The 21,386-nt window shown below is 70.1% G+C and carries 17 protein-coding genes and 1 tRNA gene; 14 read left to right on the top strand and 4 right to left on the bottom strand.

The window, feature by feature from the left end:
* Positions 1 to 110: 110 nt before the first annotated feature.
* Positions 111 to 2,015, bottom strand: coding sequence for an exo-alpha-sialidase (locus tag ACFU8Q_RS06565; protein WP_384448683.1), 1,905 nt, complete (start codon positions 2,013 to 2,015; stop codon positions 111 to 113).
* A 187-nt stretch (positions 2,016 to 2,202) separates the two neighbouring features.
* Positions 2,203 to 2,349, bottom strand: coding sequence for a hypothetical protein (locus ACFU8Q_RS06560; RefSeq protein ID WP_384448680.1), 147 nt, complete (start codon positions 2,347 to 2,349; stop codon positions 2,203 to 2,205).
* 328 nt (positions 2,350 to 2,677) lie between these two features.
* Here ACFU8Q_RS06560 and ACFU8Q_RS06555 point away from each other — a divergent pair, with 328 nt between their 5' ends.
* The 7 genes from ACFU8Q_RS06555 to ACFU8Q_RS06525 all read left to right on the top strand — a co-directional run bounded on the left by ACFU8Q_RS06555 (position 2,678) and on the right by ACFU8Q_RS06525 (position 10,919).
* Positions 2,678 to 3,322 (top strand): helix-turn-helix domain-containing protein, encoded by a 645-nt coding sequence (locus ACFU8Q_RS06555; RefSeq protein WP_384448677.1) that lies wholly within the window; start codon positions 2,678 to 2,680, stop codon positions 3,320 to 3,322.
* A complete protein-coding gene (locus tag ACFU8Q_RS06550; RefSeq protein ID WP_384448674.1) occupies positions 3,319 to 4,698 on the top strand; it encodes an MFS transporter in 1,380 nt (459 codons plus the stop codon). The genes ACFU8Q_RS06555 and ACFU8Q_RS06550 overlap by 4 nt, the downstream gene beginning before the upstream one ends.
* A 250-nt stretch (positions 4,699 to 4,948) precedes the next feature.
* A complete protein-coding gene (locus tag ACFU8Q_RS06545) occupies positions 4,949 to 6,244 on the top strand; it encodes a sensor histidine kinase (RefSeq protein WP_384448671.1) in 1,296 nt (431 codons plus the stop codon).
* Positions 6,244 to 6,876, top strand: coding sequence for a LuxR C-terminal-related transcriptional regulator (locus tag ACFU8Q_RS06540; RefSeq protein WP_384448743.1), 633 nt, complete (start codon positions 6,244 to 6,246; stop codon positions 6,874 to 6,876). Before ACFU8Q_RS06545 ends, ACFU8Q_RS06540 begins: the two co-directional genes overlap by 1 nt.
* Positions 6,877 to 7,055: 179 nt before the next feature.
* The gene (locus ACFU8Q_RS06535) at positions 7,056 to 7,541 is read left to right on the top strand and encodes a phospholipase (protein WP_384448668.1); all 486 of its coding nucleotides are present in this window, start codon (positions 7,056 to 7,058) and stop codon (positions 7,539 to 7,541) included.
* A gap of 490 nt (positions 7,542 to 8,031) precedes the next feature.
* The gene (locus ACFU8Q_RS06530) at positions 8,032 to 10,527 is read left to right on the top strand and encodes a DUF4132 domain-containing protein (protein WP_384448665.1); all 2,496 of its coding nucleotides are present in this window, start codon (positions 8,032 to 8,034) and stop codon (positions 10,525 to 10,527) included.
* Positions 10,527 to 10,919 (top strand): hypothetical protein, encoded by a 393-nt coding sequence (locus ACFU8Q_RS06525; protein ID WP_384448662.1) that lies wholly within the window; start codon positions 10,527 to 10,529, stop codon positions 10,917 to 10,919. Before ACFU8Q_RS06530 ends, ACFU8Q_RS06525 begins: the two co-directional genes overlap by 1 nt.
* A 119-nt stretch (positions 10,920 to 11,038) precedes the next feature.
* Here ACFU8Q_RS06525 and ACFU8Q_RS06520 read toward each other — a convergent pair whose 3' ends face one another.
* Both ACFU8Q_RS06520 and ACFU8Q_RS06515 read right to left on the bottom strand, forming a co-directional pair.
* Complete coding sequence (locus ACFU8Q_RS06520; RefSeq protein WP_384448660.1) at positions 11,039 to 11,509, bottom strand: GNAT family N-acetyltransferase; 471 nt, start codon at positions 11,507 to 11,509, stop codon at positions 11,039 to 11,041.
* A 340-nt stretch (positions 11,510 to 11,849) separates the two neighbouring features.
* Positions 11,850 to 11,921: transfer RNA gene (locus ACFU8Q_RS06515), tRNA-Arg, on the bottom strand.
* 174 nt (positions 11,922 to 12,095) lie between these two features.
* Here ACFU8Q_RS06515 and ACFU8Q_RS06510 point away from each other — a divergent pair.
* The 7 genes from ACFU8Q_RS06510 to rho all read left to right on the top strand — a co-directional run bounded on the left by ACFU8Q_RS06510 (position 12,096) and on the right by rho (position 21,330).
* Positions 12,096 to 12,578, top strand: coding sequence for a PleD family two-component system response regulator (locus tag ACFU8Q_RS06510; RefSeq protein ID WP_384448657.1), 483 nt, complete (start codon positions 12,096 to 12,098; stop codon positions 12,576 to 12,578).
* 55 nt (positions 12,579 to 12,633) lie between these two features.
* Positions 12,634 to 13,629, top strand: a complete 996-nt coding sequence (nrtL, locus tag ACFU8Q_RS06505) for an ArgS-related anticodon-binding protein NrtL (protein WP_384448655.1) — start codon at positions 12,634 to 12,636, stop codon at positions 13,627 to 13,629.
* 26 nt (positions 13,630 to 13,655) lie between these two features.
* Positions 13,656 to 15,047: a diaminopimelate decarboxylase gene (lysA, locus tag ACFU8Q_RS06500; protein ID WP_384448652.1), complete on the top strand. Its 1,392-nt coding sequence runs from the start codon at positions 13,656 to 13,658 to the stop codon at positions 15,045 to 15,047.
* A gap of 126 nt (positions 15,048 to 15,173) precedes the next feature.
* A complete protein-coding gene (locus tag ACFU8Q_RS06495) occupies positions 15,174 to 16,520 on the top strand; it encodes a homoserine dehydrogenase (protein WP_384448649.1) in 1,347 nt (448 codons plus the stop codon).
* A gap of 6 nt (positions 16,521 to 16,526) precedes the next feature.
* Complete coding sequence (gene thrC, locus ACFU8Q_RS06490) at positions 16,527 to 17,597, top strand: threonine synthase (RefSeq protein ID WP_384448646.1); 1,071 nt, start codon at positions 16,527 to 16,529, stop codon at positions 17,595 to 17,597.
* A gap of 403 nt (positions 17,598 to 18,000) precedes the next feature.
* The gene (gene thrB, locus ACFU8Q_RS06485) at positions 18,001 to 18,918 is read left to right on the top strand and encodes a homoserine kinase (RefSeq protein ID WP_384448643.1); all 918 of its coding nucleotides are present in this window, start codon (positions 18,001 to 18,003) and stop codon (positions 18,916 to 18,918) included.
* A gap of 387 nt (positions 18,919 to 19,305) precedes the next feature.
* The gene (gene rho / locus ACFU8Q_RS06480) at positions 19,306 to 21,330 is read left to right on the top strand and encodes a transcription termination factor Rho (protein ID WP_384448641.1); all 2,025 of its coding nucleotides are present in this window, start codon (positions 19,306 to 19,308) and stop codon (positions 21,328 to 21,330) included.
* Positions 21,331 to 21,386: the final 56 nt, after the last annotated feature.

The following is a 21,386-nucleotide window of genomic DNA, read 5'->3' as shown; positions in this document are numbered from 1 at the left end:
GGGTCGGGCCGGCTCGTTTGCTGGTCCAGCGGACCGACCTGCTCGGTGTTCCCGTGGCCGACACGGGAACACCGGGCAGAACCGCTGTCGATGAGCGTGGGCGCAGAAGGTCAGGGGGCCCGGAGTACGGTCACTTCCGCGGCGGCCGCGAACTGCTGGCCGTTCACGGCGCTCAATGCGGTGAACCGTACGTAGCGAGCCTGCTGCGCGGCGAAGGTCACCTCCTTCTCATTCTTCGAGCCGCTGTAGGTGCCCGCGAAGACCTGGCGGAAGGACTCGTTGTCGTCGCTGATCTCTACGGTGAAGCGGGCCACGTCGCCATTGGCGCCGCTGTCCTGGCGGGGCAGATAACGCAGACCCGAGACGGGCTGGGTGGTGCCGAGATCGAGGGTCAGCTGATGGGGCATGGGGGCGACGGAGGGGCTGTACGCCGTGTGCCACTTGGTGGCCGGGTTGCCGTCGATGGCGTTGGCGGCGCGGCCGTTCTCCGCGGCGGTCTCCTCGCTGTCCACTGAGGCGATCGTGATGTTCTTGCGATCGACCGGGACCTGGCCACTCAGGCCCGGCTTGATCGTCGCTGTGCCGCCGGCGTACGACCTGCCCTTGTCGGTGGTCAGGTGGGCGGTGTATGGGTACGCATCGGCGATCGCCGTGTCCGGGACGGTCACGGGGACGGTGACCGAGATCTGCCCCCCGCTGGGCACCGCGGGTACCTTGACCGCCGGAGCCGACCATCCGTCGGGCAGGTCGAGCCGAAGCTCGCCGCCCGTGAGGCGGTTCCGTTCCTGGTTGGTGACCATCACGGTGAAGCCGCTGGTCCGGCCCGCGGGAAGCGACTCCGGCGGGGTCACGGTGAGAGGCGCGCAGACGCCGTTCAGCCAGTCGTCGCCGAAGCGGGCGAAGGTGATCTTCTCGTAGGGGTGGGACGTACCGCGCTCGTAGAGCAGTCCGAGGGAGCCGTCGCGAAGACGGGCGAGGGTGGAGTAGGCGGACGGGCCCGCCTCGACGGTGCGGCGGATCGGCCAGGTCCTGCCGTCGTCGCAGGACATCTTGACGGTGGTGTTGGCGCGGTCGGTGGTGCTCTCGTTGTTGCTGAAGAGCAGCTTGTGGGCCTCCGGACTGCGCGGAGAGGCATTGGGGTTCCAACGGATGACGGAACCGTTGTCACCCGGGTCGATCAGGTTCGGGTCGGCGTGCAGTCCGGACCAGGTGGCACCGCCGTCGGAAGAGTAGGCGACGAGGCGATGGGGGCTGGACCGGACGTTGAGCATGAGACGGCCGTCGGCCAGCTCCACGCTCTTGTTCTCGTCGGTGCCGGGGCCCACCAGCTCTCCCATGTGCCAGGTCTCACCGTGATCGTCGCTGTAGGCGCTGGCCGCCCAGTTGCCGTTCTTGTACCGGACGGAGTATTGCTGAACCAGTCGCCCCGCATACGGGCCACGCTTGATCTGGATGCCCTGGCCGCTGGCGGCGAACAGGCCGGCCCAGGCGGGATCCTTGATCTCGTGAGTGATGCGGCGGTGCTTCCAGGTGCGGCCGTCGTCGTCGGAGAAGCTGTAATCGGCCTGGAGCACGTTCGGATCGTTCTCGTCCGTGCCGGTGGCGCTACCGAAGTACCCCTGGTTCTGTCCGGCAGCGTAGAAGAGGAAGATCCGGCCGCTCTGTCGGTCGACGAGCAGGCTCGGGTCGCCGTAGCCGCGCGGGGCCGGGTCCTTGCGGACGATCTGCTGCGACTGCCAGGTCCGGCCGTCGTCGGTGCTGCGCCGCAGCATGATGCCGATGTTGCTGGGCAGGTCGCCGAGGGTCGGGCGGGCGTCGTAGGCCGCCAGAACGGTTCCGGACTCCGTCGTGGTCAGCGCGGGAATGCGGTAGTAGGGGGAGCCGGTGCCTGCGGTCGCCAGGTCCTGCTGGGAGAGGGTCCCCGTGTCGGAATGCGCGGGCGCTGCCAATGCGGTGCCCGTCGCCAATGCCAGGGCGACTGCTGCTGCCACGGTGGCCGGAGCGGTTCTCTTCATGCCGGAGATGCCTTCCTCGGAAGCTTACTGATGGGCGGCGGCCCTATTGGACTAGACATCAGATGTCGGAGGTCTGATGTCTCGGACCGTAGATGTGCTTGGGGTGCACGTCAATGGCTGGAACCGTGAAAGATCAGGGAATGTGGGGGAGTTGGTGGCGAGGGTGACACCGGCGACGGAACGCGAGTCAGCCCTCTCTGACCGATGTGGTCTTGCCGTGAACAGCCCGGCAGCCCGGAGAGGCGTTCTGTTCGCCGCCGACCCCGCCGAGCACGGCTTCTTGGTCGACGAGCCGCACCGCGTCCGGGCCGGCGCCGGCTTCTTCGGCGGTCACGGCGAGGGCGACCGTGTCGGTTCCGCGGGCCTTGAGGAAGCCCGACGGGATGGCGAACTCGCCCTACGGCCCGACGTTGTTGACGTATGGGCCTGTGTTCTATCCGTTGACGAAGGTCTGGGCCCGGTACTTCGCCGCTCGCGCGGAGGCGTCCTCGATGCGCAGCCTCACCTCGGTGTCGGCGCCGCGGGCAGATCGAGGTCGACGGCGGTGCGATACCACCGCACAACGTACTGGCGACATCCAACGTACTGGCGACATCCAACTTTCCAAAATAATTTCTGCAAAAATACTTTTGGAAAGCCTCTGATGGTTCTACTCTCCCGTCATGGTCAGCGACGAGCAGAGACGCGTACTCGATCCCGAGCGGGACGCAGCAGCCCTGAAGGCCCTCACACACCCGCTACGCATCCGACTGCTCGGGTTGCTGCGGCAGGACGGCCCAGCCACCGCGAGTGAACTCGCGGTCAGGACCGGGGAGTCGTCCGCTTCCACCAGCTATCACCTGCGGGTTCTGGCGAAGTACGCGTTCGTCGCCGAGGCCGAGCACCATGACGGGCGGGAGCGCCGCTGGCAGGCGGTGCACTCCGTGACTTCCTGGAGCAGCAAGGCAATGGAAGCCGCAGCGGGCAGCCGCGCCTACGTCAGCTTGTCGCGCAGGGCCCAGATCGAGCACCTGGAGGCTTCTCTCGTCCGGTACGAGGCCGACATCGCCGATGGGCGGCTGGGCCAGGAGTGGGTGGAACCGTCCGGGATCAGCGACCTGATGCCCCGTCTGACCCCCGAGTCGCTCACCGAACTCTGGGACGTGCTCGATCGGAAGCTGGAGGAACTGACCACCCGCGACGCAGAAGATCCGCGCGCTGCGCAGGTCATACTCCTCACCGCCGGATTGCCCTTGGCACCGCGCGGCCCCGGCACTGAGGCCGACACCTCTGCCCCTGCGGGGACAGATGCCGAGGACGCGTCGTGACCGGCCCGCTGGACATACGCACCGCACGCCGCCGCTACATCACGGTCTGCGTTCTGTTCTGGCTGCCGCTGGGGCTGAGCGTCGCTCCCCAGATCCTGCTGTTCACCGAGCGAGGCATGACCATGGCGGCCATCGCGGGCTTTTTCGCCGCGCACTCCCTCACCGCCGCCGCGCTGGAACTGCCCACCGGAGGACTGTCCGACGTCCTCGGACGCCGCGCTGTTCTGGCCTCCGCCGGCCTGCTGAACCTGGCCGCGTTGATCCTCGTGGGCCTGGGCACCGCCCCCTGGTTGCTCGGCCTCGGCATGGCTCTGGTGGGCGCGGGCCGTGCCCTGTCCAGCGGACCGGCCGAAGCCTGGTACGTCGACACCGTCCAGGCGCACTCCGGCCCCGACGCCGAACTGCACACCGGGCTGGCCCGCGGCGGCACCGCGACATCCGCCGCCCTCGCCACCGGCACCCTGCTCGGCGGTGCCCTTCCCTGGCTGCTCGGACTCGGCCCCGACCTCGGCGCCCGACTGAGCGAGGCAACGTCCGAGCTGGTGCTGCCCCTTTCCGTTCCGATGCTGCTCGGTGCAGCAGTAGAGATCGCCTTCGTGCTGTATGTCCTGACCGCTCTGCGGGAGCCGCCCCGACCGGCGGCCACCTTGCGCGTGGTACTCCGAGGTATCCCGGCCACCGTCGTGGGCGGACTGCGACTGGGGGGCCACGATGCGCTGGTCCGCCGGGTGCTCCTCAGCGCAGGGGCCGCCGGCAGCGCCCTGGCCGTGATCGAACTGCTCACGCCGGGCCGTGCCGCGGCCCTCACGGGCGCGTCGGAGTCGGGGGCGGTGCTCTTTGCCACACTCGCCTGCGCAGGATTCATTTGCTCGGGTATCGGCAGCCACCTCTCACCGCTGACCGCCCGGCTTGCGGGCAGTGGCGAGCGTGCGATCACGGTCTGCCTCGGCGCGAGCGCGAGCGGCCTGCTTCTGCTCGGCGTCACCGCGGCGTTCACGGGAGTGGGCTCCATGGTCCTCGCGGCCATCGGCTACGGCCTGGTCTACCTCGGGCTCGGCGCAGCCGGGCCGAGTGAGAACGACCTCTTGCACCACCGTGTCACACGTTCGGGCCGGGCCACCGCGCTGTCCGTCCAGTCTCTCGCTCTGCAACTGGTGGCAGCGCTAACAGGCTTGGTTATTGGTGTCCTTCCGTCAGGCCCGCTGCCGTGGCTGCTGGGAGGCACCGCACTGCTTGCGGGAGCTCTCCTGTGGATGCACCGCAGCGGGCCCACACCCCCGACTCCGGCGGCAATGCCTCAGCCACACCCGCACACCGTGTCGTCCTCCCCGAGCACCGTCGACTCCGACTCCCGTCGGCAACATGCCGATCAGTAGCGCCGGGACCAACAACCGGAAGACCGCACAAGCGCATGGGTGACCGAAGGGTGCCGCGCCTGTTCGCGAACACACGGCCCGTTCGCACGGCGCCCGGCAGCGTCGCCGCCACCGCTCGCCGCCGGCCGGTTCGTGCGGAGCCGCGCCGATCACGACCGCTGGACCGAGTCCTGGGGTGGGGCAGGCCATACCCCAGGTCCTCGGCCTGGAGGGATGGTTCGAGCAGAGAACGGGCTTCTACGGTGGTGGCATGCGCTCACGCAACGTGTGGCAGGCCATGGCCCGACCCGGATACCTGCTCTCCGCCTGGCCCTGGCGGTCGGCCGGCTATCTGCTCAGCAGCACGCCGGTCGGCGTCGTGGTGCTGCTGGCGATCGTCATCGGGGTGGCGGTGGGCAGTGCGCTCGCCATCGTGCTGATCGGGCTGCCGCTGCTCGCGCTGCTGGCGTTCGCCGGAGTGCCGGTGGCTGCGTTGGAGCGCCGCAGGCTGCGGCTGGTCGACGGCAGGCCCGCCCCCACCCCGCACCACGAACCGGCCGAACCGGGGCTCCTGCCCTGGGCCCGGACCCGCTTCCGCGAGCAGGCGACCTGGCGGGAACTGGGCTACACACTGGCGTTCGCGACCCTGCTGTGGCCGCTGGACCTGCTGGCGGTCGCAATGGCGCTGAGCGTGCCGCTGGGCCTGCTGGCGACGCCCGTGACGATGGGCATGCTCTATGACGGCACCGAGGCACCCGTACTCAAGCTCTGGACGGTGACCTCCTGGCCGGAGGCGATCGGCGTCGCGTTCGTGGGGCTGCCGATGCTCGGGGTGTGCGGATACGTGCTCGGCGTGGTGGCCGTCGCACGCGTCGAACTGACCCGGATGCTCATCGCCCCCCTGGAGCCGGAACTGGGGGAGCGGGTCACCGAACTCGTACGTTCCCGCGTCCGGTTGGTGGACGCGTTCGAGGCGGAGCGACGGCGGATCGAACGCGACCTCCACGACGGTGCGCAACAACGCCTGGTCGCCCTCACCATGACGCTCGGCCTGGCCCGCCTCGACGCCCCGCCCGGCCCTCTCGCGGACCAGCTCGCGAAGGCCCACGACGAAGCGGGCACGGCCCTCGCCGAACTCCGCGACCTGATCCAGGGCATCCACCCCAAGATCCTGGCCGACCGAGGCCTCGGTGAGGCGATCGCCGACGCGGCCGACCGGTCCGCCGTCCCCGTGGATGTGGGCATCGACCTGCCCGGACGCCTGTCCGAAGCCGTCGAGGCCGCGGCGTACTTCGTGGTCTGCGAGGCACTGGCGAACGTCGGCAAGCACAGCGGGGCGAGCCGCGCCGAAGTGACCGGCCGCCATGAGGACGGCCGCCTGACCATCGAAGTGCGCGACGACGGCCGGGGCGGGGCGGACGTCGGCAAGGGCACCGGACTGACCGGACTTTCGGACCGGGTGGCCGTACTGGATGGCAGACTTGCGCTGTCCAGCCCCGCCGGCGGACCGACCCTGCTGCGTATGGAGATTCCTTGCGAGTGGACCGAGACCGAGCGCTCCGCGTAGTGCTGGCCGAGGACAGTGTGCTGCTGCGCGAAGGACTGATCGGCCTGCTCGGCCGGTTCGGTCACGAGGTCGTCGCAGCGGTCGGCGACGCCGACGCCCTGGTGGCGGCGGCCACTGAACACGGACCCGACATCGTCGTCACCGATGTCCGGATGCCACCGGGCTTCCAGGACGAGGGTCTCCACGCGGCCGTGCGCCTGCGCACCGACCGGCCCGCGCTCCCGGTCCTCGTCCTCAGCCAGTACGTCCAGCGCACGTACGCCTCGGAGTTGCTCGACTCCGGGGACGGCTCGGGCATCGGCTACCTGCTCAAGGACCGGGTCGGCCAGGTCGAGGAGTTCCAGACCGCCCTCCAGGACGTCGCGGCGGGCGGCACGGTCGTCGACCCCGAAGTCGTACGCCAGCTGCTGCGCCGCCGCCGCGATCCCCTGGAGCGCCTGACAGCCCGCGAACGCGAGGTGCTCGGCCTGGTGGCGGAGGGCAAGTCCAACGCGGCGATCGCACGCCAACTGGTCGTCTCCGAGGCGGCGGTGGGCAAGCACATCGGTTCGATCCTCACAAAACTGGACCTGCCCCCGGCGGACGACACGCACCGACGGGTGCTGGCGGTGCTGGCGTTCCTGCGCTCGTGAGGCCCGGCACGTCCACGGTCGGCGGCGAACGTCCGTGCGCACACCCTTACTCCGACCGGCTGGCTCAACCCCTCGGGCACCCGGCCGATATGGGCGCGTCGTAGCACCCTCCGCAAGGCTGGGGCAGCCCCGCGGAGCCTCCGCCGGGCACCGTTCAGCAGCCCGTACGGAGGAGTCCGATGCACCGTCGTCCCACCACCCCCCTGACCGCCGCCGCTCTCGCCCTGCCCCTCGTGCTCGGCGTGTCAGCCTCCCCGGCCTCGGCCGCCCCCGCCGACAAGCCCCGGGTACTGAGCAGCTTCACGCGCACCAGCGCGAGCAGCTACAACACCTGGCTGGCCGCCCGCCAGAACCGGTCCGCGTGGAGGGCGTACGGCTTCGACTGGTCCACCGACTACTGCACGGGCGCCCCCGACAACCCCTTCGGCTTCCCCTTCCGGAACTCCTGCGCCCGCCACGACTTCGGCTACCGGAACTACAAGGCCGTCGGCGCCTTGACTGCCAACAAGGCGCGCCTGGACGACGCCTTCTACGCCGACCTCAAGCGCGTCTGCGCCGGCTACAACGGCCTGAAGAAGACCTCCTGCGACGCCACTGCCTGGACCTACTACAAGGCCGTCGGCGAATTCGGCTTCGCCGCCTTTCCCGCCGCGGCCAAGCGCTGAAATGTGTGAGCACGCCCCGCGGACCGGGGCACGGACACCACCGGCGCCCCGGTCCGCGGTGCTCTACGGACCGGGGCTCGCCGGAGGCGGTGTCACGGCCGGTTCGATGGTCGACCGGACATGGATCCGAGTGGTACCGGGCCTGAATTCGTGCATGAACAGGTCGATGCAACGCCGGAGGTACTTGCCTTCAGGGGTCTTGAGTTCATCGGGGCAAAGGCTGGTCTTCCGTAGTCCTTGGACGAACGTCTCCGGCTCGGCCAGCCCAAGATGGGCGAAGGCGGCAGCATGGTCGTGCCCGTGGAGGCTTCTGTCCGGCTTCCGAAATGTGTGGACGTCGGGCGCCGCGGGACGAGACGCGGCTCGCGCCCCGGACGCTGTGCGTGGACCACTCCCGGGCCGCCGGTCCTTGGACCCGGAAGTCGCATGAGCAGACGTGTGGATCCTTTGAGTTGATCGCATTGTCAGTCCTCTCTGCCATCATCCCGCCATGCTGTACGACGCCTTGGTGGCCGCATCCCGTAGGAACGACTCGCTCGACGATGCGAGGTCCGCCGCGCTCGACCGCGTCCACTGGCTCGTCGACCTCCTGGAACGTCAGCGGACCGAGCTCCGGCGGTCCATGGGGCACGAGCACCGCCGCTTCAGGGCGACGGGCGCGGCGACCCAGGCCGAGATCGACGAGCGGCTCGCGGCATGCACGGACGAGGAGGGCAGGGCCGCGGTCCTGTGCCTCATGCTGGCCGCCTGCTTCGACGACACGAGCTTGTGGCACTACGGCGCCGAGATCGGGCCCCTGATCTCGGGGGTGCGCGGCTGGATGTCCGACGAGGTCGCGGTGATGCTGCTCCGTGCCACCGAGTACGACAAGGGCTTCTGGTTCGCCGATTCGCTGGGGCTGGTGCTGAACGCCGCCGATCGGCTCGACGTCGATGGCCGCCGTGCGGTCATGCCCTGGCTGCGGTACGCACACACGAAGCTCATGGACACCACTGTCGAGGCGCGCCTGCGCGCGTCGCTGGCCCAGCGCCTCCGCGCGCTGCTCGCGAGCGTGGACGAGGCGCACATCCCCGAGGGACTCATCCCCGCCGACGCTCCCTGGGCCTCCCTGCTGAGCGACCGTGCGAAGACCTCTCCGACACCGGAACTGGCTTGCTTTGTCCGGCACTTGGTGATCCTGTCGGGGCCGCGTCCTGCCCAGAGGTGGCGGCGGACGTGCCTCGAACTCGCGGACGCGGCGTCGGCGCGGGACCTCGTGGCCGACGTCCTGCGGGTGCTGGCCGGGGGCGATCCGTTGTGCAGCAGGGGAAGCGGTGCGCACACCGGCTGGCTCCACGACGATTACCACTACCACTACGTCGTCCACCAGAACGACGGGGACCTGGCCCGCGGCGCCGTCTGGGCGGCCGCGCTGACCGGCGGCCCGGCCGCGGTGCAGCACCTCGCCGCGCTCGCTCTGCGGACCGGCGACCTCGGAAGCGGCGTGATCGTGGACCTCAAGCTCGCGGCCGCCGCGATCAACGCGCTGGCCGAGACCGGTGGTCCGGCCGCCCTGGAGGCCCTGTGGCGGCTTCAGTCCCGAATCAAGCACCGCGCTCTGCGCAAGCAGCTCGACACCGCGCTGGTGACGGCAGCCGGGAAGCAGGGCATCACGGCGGAGCAGCTCATCGAGCGCAGCGTGCCTGACCACGGCCTGGCGCCGGACGGCTCACTGGAAAGGGAGTTGGGCGGACACCGGGTACGGGTGGCGATCGAGGAAGCGGCGACCGTGCGGCTCACCTTCGTGCGCCCCGACGGGGGGACGTCTCGCACGCCTCCGGCGGCGGTGAAGGACCGCTTCCCGGAGGAGCTCCAGGAGTTGAAGGCCCTGGCCAAGGAGGTGCGGGGGACGCTGTCGGGTGAGCGGGCCCGCGTCGAGGCGCTGATGTCGGCCGGGCATGAGTGGCCGTACGACGAGTGGTGCCGCTACTACCGCGACCATCCGGTCACCGGGGTTCTCGTCCGCAGCCTGATCTGGGAGTTTCAGGACGCGGACGGCGAGTGGCGTGCGGTGGCACCGATGGCCGAGCCGCCCGGCCGGCCCGAGCGCGTCCGGTTGTGGCATCCGATCCGGGCGTCGACGGACGATATGAGGGCGTGGCGGGAGCGGCTCGTCGCCGAGCAGCTGCGGCAGCCGTTCAAACAGGCCTTCCGGGAGATCTACCTGCTCACCCCGGCGGAGGAGGAGACCGGCGTCTACTCCAACCGGTTCGCCGCGCATATCGTCCACTACCGGCAGCTCTACGCGCTGTTCAAGGAACGCGGCTGGCAGGCCAATTTCCTCGGCCGGCACGACGGCGGTTACGACGGGAAGGCGCGGGCCGAGTTCGGCGACGGCGAGTGGCGGGCCTGCTTCCACCACGAGCCCGCCGCGGAGGACGACGGCGGCTACGCGCCCGAGCACGCCGCGACGGACCAGGTCCGCTTCGAGCGGAGGGACGGCCGGCGCTGGCGGGAGGTTCCGCTGGCGGAGGTGCCCCCGCTGGTGTTCAGCGAGGCGATGCGGGACGTCGATCTGTTCGTGGGCGTGACCTCGATCGCCGCCGATCCCGACTGGGCCGACCGGGGCGAGGACCGCTATGCCGTGTACTGGCGGACGGCCACGTTCGGTGCTCTGACGGCGAGCGCCGAGGTCCGCCGCGAGGCGTTGGAGCGGATCCTGCCGCGCCTGAAGATCGCCGACCGCTGCACGCTCGACGGCCGCTTTCTGATCGTCCGCGGGGACCTGGGCACGTACAAGATCCATCTCGGGTCGGCCAACATCCTGATGGAACCGGACAACGCCTACCTGTGCATCGTCCCGTCGCGCGGCAAGGGCGACGCCAAGGTTTTTCTGCCGTTCGAGGACGAACGGCTCTCCCTCATCCTCAGCAAGGCGTTCCTGCTCGCCGCCGACACCGAGATCACCGACGAGTCCATCCTCATACAGATCGAGCGAGGTGCCTGATGGCCACCGTGACGTTCCGGGACGAGACCGCGACGGGCAAGCCGGTCACCGAGTGGGAGGTCGCCGGGCTGCCGGAACGGATGACCGTACGGGAGCTCATCAAGCTCCGGGTCCGCGAGGAGGTCGCCCGGCACAACGCCCGCCCGAGCGATCGCTTCAACGGTCTCGTTCGCCCCGACGACGCCGAGGCGGAGCTGAACGGCTACCGTCTCCGCGAGCCCCGCCACATCGACTGGGAGCGCCAGGCCGAGATCGCCGAGCGTGCCTTCCTGGCCAACGGGTTCTTCGTGCTGGCCGGCGACCGCCAGGTCGAGGACCCGGACGAAGTCGTGGATCTCACCGTCGATCCCGGCCTGGTCTTCATCAAGCTCGTCGCCCTCGCCGGCGGCTGAGAGACCGGCACTTCTCAGCGACGAGGCCAAGCCTGTCCGCGCCCATCAGACCGGGGCGACTCTTCCGTGAAGGCGTGATCATTCGACGTCGGTCCGGGGCGATCGCTTTCCGTATGAGCTCACCGCGTGGGGAAGGTGAGCCGCAGAACGATCTCGCCGTCGTCGATCTCCCCGGTGGGCTCGAACCCGAACTTCTGATAGAAGGGCCACGGTTCGCCGTCGCCGGGCTCGTAGCTGGTCAGCAGCTCGGTGGCGCCGTCCGTGCGGACCAGGGCGCTGATCTGCGTGAGCGCCTCTCGGCCGATCCCTCGCCCCTGGTACCGCTTGTCGACGAGAAGGCGCCAGATGAAGTGCCGCCCCTTGTAAGGACCAGCCGGCGGTTTCCACGACAGCATCACGAAGCCGACCGGCTCGTCATCGCGGTACAGGGCGCGGTACCAGGGATTGGCCTCTGGTTTCTTTGTCGCCTCCTTGAGCGACTTGGACACGGAGGCGACGAACTGCTTCTGGTCACGTCGGACGCGGAGGGCACGAACGGCATCCCGGTTGTCGTCGGTGATCTCCCGAAGCTGCACGCCTGGAGACCGCATGCCACACCCCTTCCTGCATTCGGCAGCTGCGCCGTCCGGGCCGACGTGAAGAGCCGCCGCCGCGCGGCAGTCCGTCGTGTGTACGCAATATCAAGGCGTCAGGTTGGACGCCTTCGCAGCGTATTCGACGCAGCGGATCCGGAGCGGGACTGGCACGCCGGGCTGTGCCCGCGTCCGAGGCAGCTGCTTTGACCTGGGCAGACGCTCCAAGATCCTGTCCACGAATAGTCCACAGACGCTGTCCTGGGGCCGCGCAGCGCTGCACATGCCCGCGCATACGCGAAGACCCCGGCCTCAGCGCTTCCGCTGATGACGGGGTCTTCAGGCACTTCCATCGAAGTGCCCCCGGCAGGATTCGAACCTGCGCACACGGCTCCGGAGGCCGATGCTCTATCCCCTGAGCTACGGGGGCGTATCGCTGTGTTGCTCGGCGACGGGAGAAACACTACCAGCTTCCGCCGGGTGTCCGTGAACAGGTATTTCGGCGCTCCCGGGGGGTGGCCGTGCGGGCTCCGGGGGAGCGGGAAGGCGGGAACGTCGTGCGTACATCCGGCCACCTCGCCGTGCCACTCGTCCGGGGTCGGAAATGGGCAAAACCCGGACGCAGCCCCTACACCCCGCCTACTCTCGAGGTGTGTCAGGGGCATGTGGCCGCGTGCTTGTTGTCGACGACAACAAGGTCATCCGGCAGTTGATCAGGGTCAATCTTGAGCTTGAGGGCTTCGAGGTCGTGACCGCGGCCGATGGTGTCGAGTGTCTGGATCTGGTGCATCGGGTCCGTCCCGACGTGATCACGCTCGATGTCGTGATGCCCCGGCTGGACGGTGTGCAGACCGCCACCAGATTGCGCTCCGATCCGCGGACCAGACATGTGCCCGTGGCGATCATCAGCGCCTGCACGCCCTACGAGGTGGACAGCGGGGTGACCGCGGGGGTCGACGCGTTCCTGGCGAAGCCGTTCGAGCCGAGTGAGCTGCTGCGGCTCGTACGGCAGTTGATGGTCCGGGAGGACCCGCCGTCGGTCGCCGGCAGACAGGGCGCCGGGAAGGCGGAGAGCGCCGCCGGGTGACCGGATGGCGAAACCGGGTCGCGAGGCAGCCCCCGTCCTCCCATACGCTTGTCCTGTGACCCCCGCCGATCTCTCCAGGGCCGTGCTGCACGCCGTGCGCCGCGCGGTCGACGAGAACGCCTTGCGCGCGCCGGTGCCCGCGCGCGTGCGGGTGGAGCGGACACGGCCCGGCGGGCGTGGGGAGTACGCCTGCGCCGTCGCTCTCCAACTGGCCGGGCCCGCCGCGCTGCCGGCCCGGGAAGTGGCCGAGATCCTTCGGGTACGGGTCCAGGGGGCGCCGGGAATCGGTGGCGTCGAAGTCACCGGGCCGGGGTTCCTGAACTTCACCCTCCGTGGCCCCGACCCCGTCGACGCGGTGGTCCGGGCCGTCGAAGCGGGCGGTAGGCGCTACGGGCACGGGGACGGCCTCCTCGGCGTGACCGCCTCGTTCGCACCCGTCGGCGAACTGCGCGCCCGGGTCGTCACCGAGACCGTCGAGCGGCTGCTCCGGGCCCAGGGGGCCGAGGTCGGGGAGCGGACGGCCGGTGGGGAAGCGCTGCATGTGCTGCCCGTGCCCGCCGCCGACCGTGATCTCTTCGAGCGGCTCGGCAGCGACGCCGCGCGCTGGGCGCTGCTGCGGGCCGCCCCGCACGACCGCGCCCGGTGCACGGGGAGCGACGAGCTCCTCGTACAGGGGGAGAGCAACCCACTGTTCCGGGTGCGGTACGCCTACGCCCGGACCCGCGCCCTGAGCCGGAACGCCGAGCAGCTCGGGTTCGGTGCCGCGTACGAGGAGAGCGTGGACGCGCCCGCACTCGGGACGCTCCTCGCCGATCATCCCGAGGTGCTCGCCGCCGCCGCCCGCCACCGCGAGCCCGACCGGGTCGCCCGGCATCTCGAAGCGCTCGCGCAGGCCTTCTTCGACTTCCACGACCGCGCCCGCCCGCTCCCCGTCGGTGACGAGAAACCCTCGGCCGCCCACCGTTCCCGGCTCGCCCTCGCCGAAGCCGCCGGGACGGTGCTCGCAGGCGGCCTGTCCCTGCTCGGCATCAGCGCACCCGAAGTCCTCTGAGAGACCCGAGAGAGCAGAGCAACACGATGAGCCGATCCGCACACCCCGCCGGGCCCCGTCACGCCGACGTCATGACGGAAGGGCACTACACGGCCCCGCCCGCCGACCTCAACGTCCTGGACGCGAAGGTCTGGGCCCGTACCGTCACCCGCGACGAGAACGGTGCGGTCGCCGTCGGCGGGATCGAAGTGACGCGGCTGGCCGAGGAGTTCGGCACCCCCGCCTACTTCCTCGACGAGAGCGACTTCCGGGCCCGCTGCCGGGCCTGGGCCGACGCCTTCGGGCGGGACGCCGATGTGTTCTACGCCGGAAAGGCCTTCCTGTCGCGCGCCGTCGTGCGCTGGCTCAAGGAGGAGGGACTCAACCTCGACGTCTGCTCCGGTGGCGAGCTGACCTGCGCGCTGGACGCCGGAATGCCCGCCGAGCGCATCGCCTTCCACGGCAACAACAAGACCGTCGAGGAGATCGAGCGGGCGGTCACCGTCGGCGTCGGGCGGATCGTGCTCGACTCCTTCCAGGAGATCGCCCGGGTCGCGCACATCGCGCAGCGGCTCGGCAAGCGGCAGCGCGTACAGATCCGGGTGACCGTCGGCGTCGAGGCGCACACGCACGAGTTCATCGCCACCGCCCACGAGGACCAGAAGTTCGGGATCGCCCTGGCCGGCGGACAGGCCGCCGAGGCCGTGCGCCGGGCCCTCACCCTCGACGGCCTGGAACTCATCGGCATCCACTCGCACATCGGCTCGCAGATCTTCGACATGGCCGGCTTCGAGGTCTCCGCCCGGCGCGTGGTGCAACTGCTCGCCGAGGTGCGCGACGAGCACGGCGTCGAGCTGCCCGAGATCGACCTCGGCGGCGGTCTCGGCATCGCCTACACCTCCGAGGACGACCCGCGCGAGCCGCACGAGATCGCCAAGGCGCTCGGCGACATCGTCACCCGCGAGTGCGAGGCGGCCGGCCTCGCCACCCCCCGGATCTCCGTCGAGCCGGGGCGCGCCATCGTCGGCCCCACCGCCTTCACGCTGTACGAGGTCGGCACCGTCAAGCCCCTGGAGGGGCTGCGTACGTACGTCAGCGTCGACGGCGGGATGTCGGACAACATCCGCACCGCGCTGTACGACGCCGAGTACAGCGTCGTGCTCGCCTCGCGCACCTCCGACGCCGAACCGATGCTCGTCCGCGTCGTCGGCAAGCACTGCGAGAGCGGCGACATTGTGGTCAAGGACGCGTTCCTGCCGTCCGATCTGGCGCCCGGCGACCTGATCGCCGTACCCGCCACGGGTGCGTACTGCCGCTCCATGGCGAGCAACTACAACCACGCGCTGCGCCCGCCCGTCGTCGCCGTGTGCGACGGGGAGGCGCGCGTGATCGTCAGGCGCGAGACGGAGGAAGATCTCCTGCGTCTGGATGTCGGCTGATGCCGTTTTTCCCGGGGTATGCCCCCGGACCCCCATAGATGTCTCAGGATCCGGACGGGTGGCAGGAACGCCCGTCCGGTGAGTGAGACTGGACCACACATCAAGAGGTAGAGGAAACGAGGTCGGATGATGCGTACGCGTCCGCTGAAGGTGGCGCTGCTGGGCTGTGGAGTGGTCGGCTCAGAGGTGGCGCGCATCATGACGACGCACGCCGACGACCTCGCCGCGCGCATCGGCGCCCCGGTCGAGCTCGCGGGTGTCGCCGTGCGCCGGCCCTCCAAGGTGCGGGAAGGCATCGATCCGGCGCTGATCACCACCGATGCGACAGCCCTGGTCAAACGGGGCGACATCGACGTCGCCATCGAGGTCATCGGAGGCATCGAGCCCGCCCGTACCCTCATCACCACCGCCTTCGAGCACGGCGCGAGCGTCGTTTCCGCCAACAAGGCACTGCTGGCCGAGGACGGTGCCGCGCTGCACGCCGTCGCCGAGCAGCATGGCCGGGACCTCTACTACGAGGCCGCCGTGGCCGGTGCCATCCCGCTCGTACGGCCGCTGCGCGAGTCCCTCGCCGGTGACAAGGTCAACCGGGTCCTCGGCATCGTGAACGGCACCACCAACTTCATCCTCGACCGGATGGACACGAGCGGAGCCGGATACTCCGAGGCGCTCGACGAGGCCACCGCCCTCGGCTACGCGGAGGCCGACCCGACCGCCGACGTCGAGGGCTTCGACGCCGCCGCGAAGGCCGCGATCCTCGCCGGCATCGCCTTCCACACCCGGGTCAGGATCGGCGATGTGCACCGCGAGGGCATCACCGAGGTCACCGCCGCCGACATCGCCTCCGCCCGCCGCATGGGCTGCACCGTCAAGCTCCTCGCCATCTGCGAGCGCGCCGCCGACGGGCAGTCCGTCACCGCGCGGGTGCACCCCGCGATGATCCCGCTGAGCCACCCGCTGGCCTCCGTCCGCGAGGCGTACAACGCGGTCTTCGTCGAGGCCGAGGCGGCCGGGCAGCTCATGTTCTACGGCCCCGGCGCCGGAGGTTCGCCGACCGCGTCCGCGGTCCTCGGTGACCTGGTCGCGGTCTGCCGCAACAAACTCAACGAGTCCACCGGCCCCGGCGAGTCCGCGTACACACGCCTGCCGGTCAGCCCCATGGGTGAGGTCGTCACGCGGTACCACATCAGCCTCGACGTGGCCGACAAGCCTGGCGTACTCGCCCAGGTCGCGACGGTCTTCGCCGAACAGGGCGTATCGATCGATACCGTCCGTCAGCAGGGTAGAAATGTAATCAGTGGCGACGCGGTCGCCTCCGTCGAAGGCGGCGGGCGACGGGAGGGCGGCGAGGCCTCTCTCGTCGTCGTCACCCACCGCGCGCCCGACGCCGCCCTCTCGGCGACCGTCGAGGCGCTGCGCAAGCTCGACACCGTGCGCGGTGTCGCCAGCATCATGCGTGTTGAAGGGGAGTAAGGACCCATGACCAGCAAGGGCACCCATCAGTGGCGCGGCATCATCGAGGAGTACCGGGACCGCCTTCCGGTCACGAGCACGACGCCTGTCGTCACGCTCCGTGAGGGCGGTACGCCGCTCGTCCCCGCTCAGGTCCTCTCCGAGCGCACGGGCTGCGAGGTGCACCTCAAGGTCGAGGGCGCCAACCCCACCGGGTCCTTCAAGGACCGCGGTATGACGATGGCCATCACCCGGGCCAAGGAGGAAGGCGCGCAGGCCGTCATCTGCGCCTCCACCGGCAACACCTCCGCCTCCGCCGCCGCGTACGCGGTACGGGCCGGCATGGTCTGCGCCGTTCTCGTGCCGCAGGGCAAGATCGCGCTCGGCAAGATGGGCCAGGCGCTCGTGCACGGCGCGAGGATCCTCCAGGTCGACGGCAATTTCGACGACTGCCTGACGCTGGCCCGCTCGCTGTCGGACAACTACCCGGTGGCGCTGGTCAATTCGGTCAACCCGGTCCGCATCGAGGGCCAGAAGACCGCGGCGTTCGAGATCGTCGACGCGCTCGGCGACGCCCCCGACGTCCACGTCCTCCCGGTCGGCAACGCGGGCAACATCACCGCGTACTGGAAGGGCTACAAGGAGTACGCCGCGGACAGCATGTCCACGCACACCCCGCGCATGTGGGGCTTCCAGGCCTCCGGCTCCGCGCCCATCGTCCGCGGCGAGATCGTCAAGGACCCGTCGACCGTCGCCACCGCGATCCGGATCGGCAACCCGGCCTCCTGGCAGTACGCGTTGGACGCGCGGGACGAATCGGGCGGATTCATCGATGAGGTGACGGACCGCCAGATCCTGTCCGCCTACCGGCTGTTGGCCTCCCAGGAGGGCGTCTTCGTGGAGCCCGCGTCGGCCGCGTCCGTCGCCGGCCTGCTGAAGGCCGCCGAAGAGGGCAAGGTCGACCCGGGCCAGAAGATCGTCTGCACGGTCACCGGCAACGGCCTCAAGGACCCCGACTGGGCCGTCGCGGGCGCCCCGCAGCCGGTCACGGTCCCGGTCGACGCGGCCACCGCCGCTCAGAAGCTGGGCCTCGTGTAACCACCAGGACCCCGGCCCCGGGCGGGGGCGTGGGACGGAGGACGCGGGCGGCATCACCGCTTGCCCGTACGCCCCCGACGCCACGCCCCCGACGCCCCGGCCCACTGTCGCGTCAATCCCGGTCGTCCGCCGGTAAGAACCCAGCTCAACCGTCCCTTTTCGGGGCGGAGAGCGCATAGGAGGCGGGCGACACGCATCGTGCGCCTCCTGTGCGCCCTATGTCGCGACAGAACCTTCCTTCGATAAGCTGTACTCAATCCACCCCGCCGCATCTGCTGCGGCGCATGGGTCGTTGTGGCCGTCGGTTTCCCCGGAATCCCACTCCCTGCCGTCACGACGTCCCACCACCGTCGAGAAAACGCTTCACCACCCCCGCCGCCTCACAAGGAGAGTCGTCCAACCGATGGCCGGTCCCGCCTTCCGAGCCGCCGCCGTCCGGGTGCGCGTCCCTGCGACCAGCGCCAACCTGGGCCCGGGTTTCGACGCCTTCGGCCTCTCGTTGGGGCTGTACGACGACGTCGTCGTCCGCGTAGCCGACTCCGGACTGCACATCGACATCGCGGGTGAGGGTGCGGACACGCTGCCCCGCGACGAGAGCCACCTTCTCGTACGTTCCCTGCGCACCGCCTTCGACCTGCTCGGCGGACAGCCCCGCGGCCTGGAGATCGTCTGCGCCAACCGCATCCCGCACGGGCGCGGCCTCGGCTCGTCCTCCGCCGCGATCTGCGCCGGCATCGTCGCCGCCCGAGCCGTGACGACCGGCGGTGACGCCCGGCTCGACGACGCCGCGCTGCTGGAGCTCGCCACCGAGATCGAGGGCCACCCCGACAACGTCGCGGCCTGCCTGCTCGGCGGTTTCACCCTGGCCTGGATGGACGGCGGATCCGCCCGTGCGATCAGGATGGATCCCGCAGATTCCATCGTTCCGGTGGTTTTCGTCCCCAGTAAGCCGGTCCTGACCGAGACCGCCCGCGGACTGCTGCCGCGTACGGTCCCGCATGTTGACGCGGCCTTCAACGCCGGCCGCGCCGCACTCCTCGTCGAGGCTCTGACCAGCCGTCCCGAACTGCTGCTCACCGCAACGGAGGACCGGCTGCACCAGGAGTACCGCGCCCCGGCGATGCCCCAGAGCGTGGAACTCGTGAACCGACTGCGCGCCGACGGCGTACCCGCAGTCATCTCCGGTGCCGGGCCGACCGTGCTCGCACTGGCCGAGGACGGTGCGGCCGACAAGGTCGCACGGCTGGCGGGCGAGGGATGGGCGGCCAATCGGCTCGCTCTCGACGCCCCGGGCGCGAGTGTGCTGCCGCTCGCCCCGTAGCCGAGGATTGATTGCCGGTGAGTGAGAGGGGGAATGTTTGTTGGAGCCGGTAGTGTTAACCTCAAGTCTGCAACCGACGTCTACGTGGCGCGTTGCTTCGTGTCCCTTTCCGGGACCACCATTTCTTCCGGGAGCCTCCCCAACTGCCTGAGCAGCCTGCCTGAGCAGTTTCGTGCACGCTCCGGAACCGGCACGACACCCCTCGCTTGTCCAGGAGTGGGCCGAGCAGGGGGATGCTCGCGCCGGACCCTTGCACACTTTCATCTCTCCGCCGTACCCGCGGCGGACCACCGCCCCGGCCCGGTCCGCAAGAAAAAGACCGCAGTCGGACAGCACAACCGGTCGCCGAGCCAGAAGGCCGACGTCCGCTCCAGGGAAGGACCCTTCGTGAGCGACACCACCGATCTGATGGGCGTGACTGCCGACAAGACTGTCGACAGCGCCGCGCCCGCCGAAGGTGCTGCCACTGGCACCACCGCACGGCGCCGCCGCTCCGGCACCGGCCTTGACGGCATGGTCCTGGCCGAGCTGCAGCAGGTCGCGTCCGGCCTCGGCATCAAGGGCACTGCGCGGATGCGCAAGGGCCAGCTGATCGAGGTCATCAAGGAGGCGCAGGCGGGTAACTCCGCCGCGCCCAAGGCCGCCGCACCCGCCGCGGAAGCCGAGACCAAGCCGAAGCGCCGTGCCACCTCCAAGGCGCGCACCGGGGACGAGTCCGCGGCCGCCGCGCCTGCCGAGAAGGCCGCTGCCCAGCAGCAGATCGACATTCCCGGCCAGCCGGCCAGCGACGACCAGCCCACGGGCGAGCGCCGTCGGCGCCGTGCCACCGCTCAGGCGGGCAGCCCGGAGACCAAGGCGGAGAGCAAGCCGGCCGCCGAGGCCAAGCCGGAGACGCAGGCCGAGCCGAAGGGTGACGACCGCACCGACGCCAAGGCCGAGGCCGCGGCCGACACGGCCGAGGGCCGCCGGGGAGACCGCCAGGACCGCGGTCAGCGCGGCGACCGGGGCGACCGCCAGGAGCGTGGCGAGCGCGGGGAGCGCCGCGACCGGCAGCGCGACCGCCGCGGCAAGGGCGACGAGCAGGGCGGCGGCCAGGGCCAGCAGGGCGGCCAGCGCCAGCAGCGCCAGGGCCAGCAGAGCGGCGGTCCGCAGGACGACGGCTACGACGACGAGGCGGGCGGCCGTCGCGGTCGTCGGGGCCGCTACCGCGACCGCCGTGGCCGCCGTGGCCGGGAGGACTTCGCCAGCGAGGTCCCCGTCTCCGACGACGACGTCCTGATCCCCGTCGCGGGCATCCTGGACATCCTCGACAACTACGCGTTCATCCGGACGTCCGGTTACCTGCCGGGCCCGAACGACGTGTACGTCTCGCTCGCCCAGGTCCGCAAGAACGGCCTGCGCAAGGGTGACCACGTCACGGGTGCGGTGCGCCAGCCCAAGGACGGCGAGCGCCGCGAGAAGTTCAACGCGCTGGTCCGCCTCGACTCCGTCAACGGCATGGCGCCCGAAACCGGCCGCGGCCGCCCGGAGTTCCAGAAGCTGACCCCGCTCTACCCGCAGGACCGGCTCCGTCTGGAGACCGACTCCAACGTCCTGACGACGCGGATCATCGACCTGGTCGCCCCGATCGGCAAGGGCCAGCGAGGCCTGATCGTGGCCCCGCCGAAGACCGGCAAGACCATGATCCTGCAGGCCATCGCCAACGCGATCACGGTCAACAGCCCCGAGTGCCACCTGATGGTCGTCCTGGTCGACGAGCGTCCGGAAGAGGTCACCGACATGCAGCGGTCGGTGAAGGGCGAGGTCATCTCCTCGACCTTCGACCGCCCCGCCGAGGACCACACCACCGTCGCCGAACTGGCCATCGAGCGCGCCAAGCGTCTCGTCGAGCTGGGTCACGACGTGGTCGTCCTGCTGGACTCCATCACCCGCCTCGGCCGCGCGTACAACCTCGCGGCCCCCGCCTCCGGCCGCATCCTGTCCGGTGGTGTCGACTCGACCGCGCTCTACCCGCCGAAGCGCTTCTTCGGTGCCGCGCGCAACATCGAGGACGGCGGTTCGCTGACCATCCTGGCCACCGCGCTCGTCGAGACCGGCTCGCGCATGGACGAGGTGATCTTCGAGGAGTTCAAGGGCACCGGCAACATGGAGCTCAAGCTCGACCGGAAGCTCTCGGACAAGCGCATCTTCCCGGCGGTGGACGTCGACGCGTCCAGCACCCGTAAGGAAGAAATCCTGCTCGGCAGCGACGAGTTGGCGATTGTTTGGAAGCTGCGCCGGGTGCTGCACGCGCTCGACCAGCAGCAGGCGATCGAGCTCCTCCTGGACCGGATGAAGAAGACCCAGTCCAACGCGGAGTTCCTGCTCCAGATCCAGAAGACGACGCCGTCTCCGGGCAACGGCAACGACTGACCGCCGTACCGGATCGGCTGATTCCCCACAGGGCCGCCCCCGCCACTTCGGTGACG

Origin of the sequence: Streptomyces sp. NPDC057543, assembly GCF_042801895.1 — a bacterium.
Taxonomy (GTDB): domain Bacteria; phylum Actinomycetota; class Actinomycetes; order Streptomycetales; family Streptomycetaceae; genus Streptomyces.
Note: the sequence above shows the minus strand (reverse complement) of the source record. Positions and strands in the feature narration are given on the sequence as shown.

Excerpts from the sequence above, each read along its gene's own strand:
- ACFU8Q_RS06565 (WP_384448683.1), bottom strand. The coding sequence starts at position 2,015 with ATGAAGAGAACCGCTCCGGCCACCGTGGCAGCAGCAGTCGCCCTGGCA.
- ACFU8Q_RS06555 (WP_384448677.1), top strand. The coding sequence starts at position 2,678 with ATGGTCAGCGACGAGCAGAGACGCGTACTCGATCCCGAGCGGGACGCA.
- ACFU8Q_RS06545 (WP_384448671.1), top strand. The coding sequence starts at position 4,949 with ATGCGCTCACGCAACGTGTGGCAGGCCATGGCCCGACCCGGATACCTG.
- ACFU8Q_RS06535 (WP_384448668.1), top strand. The coding sequence starts at position 7,056 with ATGCACCGTCGTCCCACCACCCCCCTGACCGCCGCCGCTCTCGCCCTG.
- ACFU8Q_RS06530 (WP_384448665.1), top strand. The coding sequence starts at position 8,032 with ATGCTGTACGACGCCTTGGTGGCCGCATCCCGTAGGAACGACTCGCTC.
- ACFU8Q_RS06525 (WP_384448662.1), top strand. The coding sequence starts at position 10,527 with ATGGCCACCGTGACGTTCCGGGACGAGACCGCGACGGGCAAGCCGGTC.
- ACFU8Q_RS06520 (WP_384448660.1), bottom strand. The coding sequence starts at position 11,509 with ATGCGGTCTCCAGGCGTGCAGCTTCGGGAGATCACCGACGACAACCGG.
- ACFU8Q_RS06510 (WP_384448657.1), top strand. The coding sequence starts at position 12,096 with ATGGGCAAAACCCGGACGCAGCCCCTACACCCCGCCTACTCTCGAGGT.
- lysA (WP_384448652.1), top strand. The coding sequence starts at position 13,656 with ATGAGCCGATCCGCACACCCCGCCGGGCCCCGTCACGCCGACGTCATG.
- ACFU8Q_RS06495 (WP_384448649.1), top strand. The coding sequence starts at position 15,174 with ATGATGCGTACGCGTCCGCTGAAGGTGGCGCTGCTGGGCTGTGGAGTG.
- thrC (WP_384448646.1), top strand. The coding sequence starts at position 16,527 with ATGACCAGCAAGGGCACCCATCAGTGGCGCGGCATCATCGAGGAGTAC.
- thrB (WP_384448643.1), top strand. The coding sequence starts at position 18,001 with ATGGCCGGTCCCGCCTTCCGAGCCGCCGCCGTCCGGGTGCGCGTCCCT.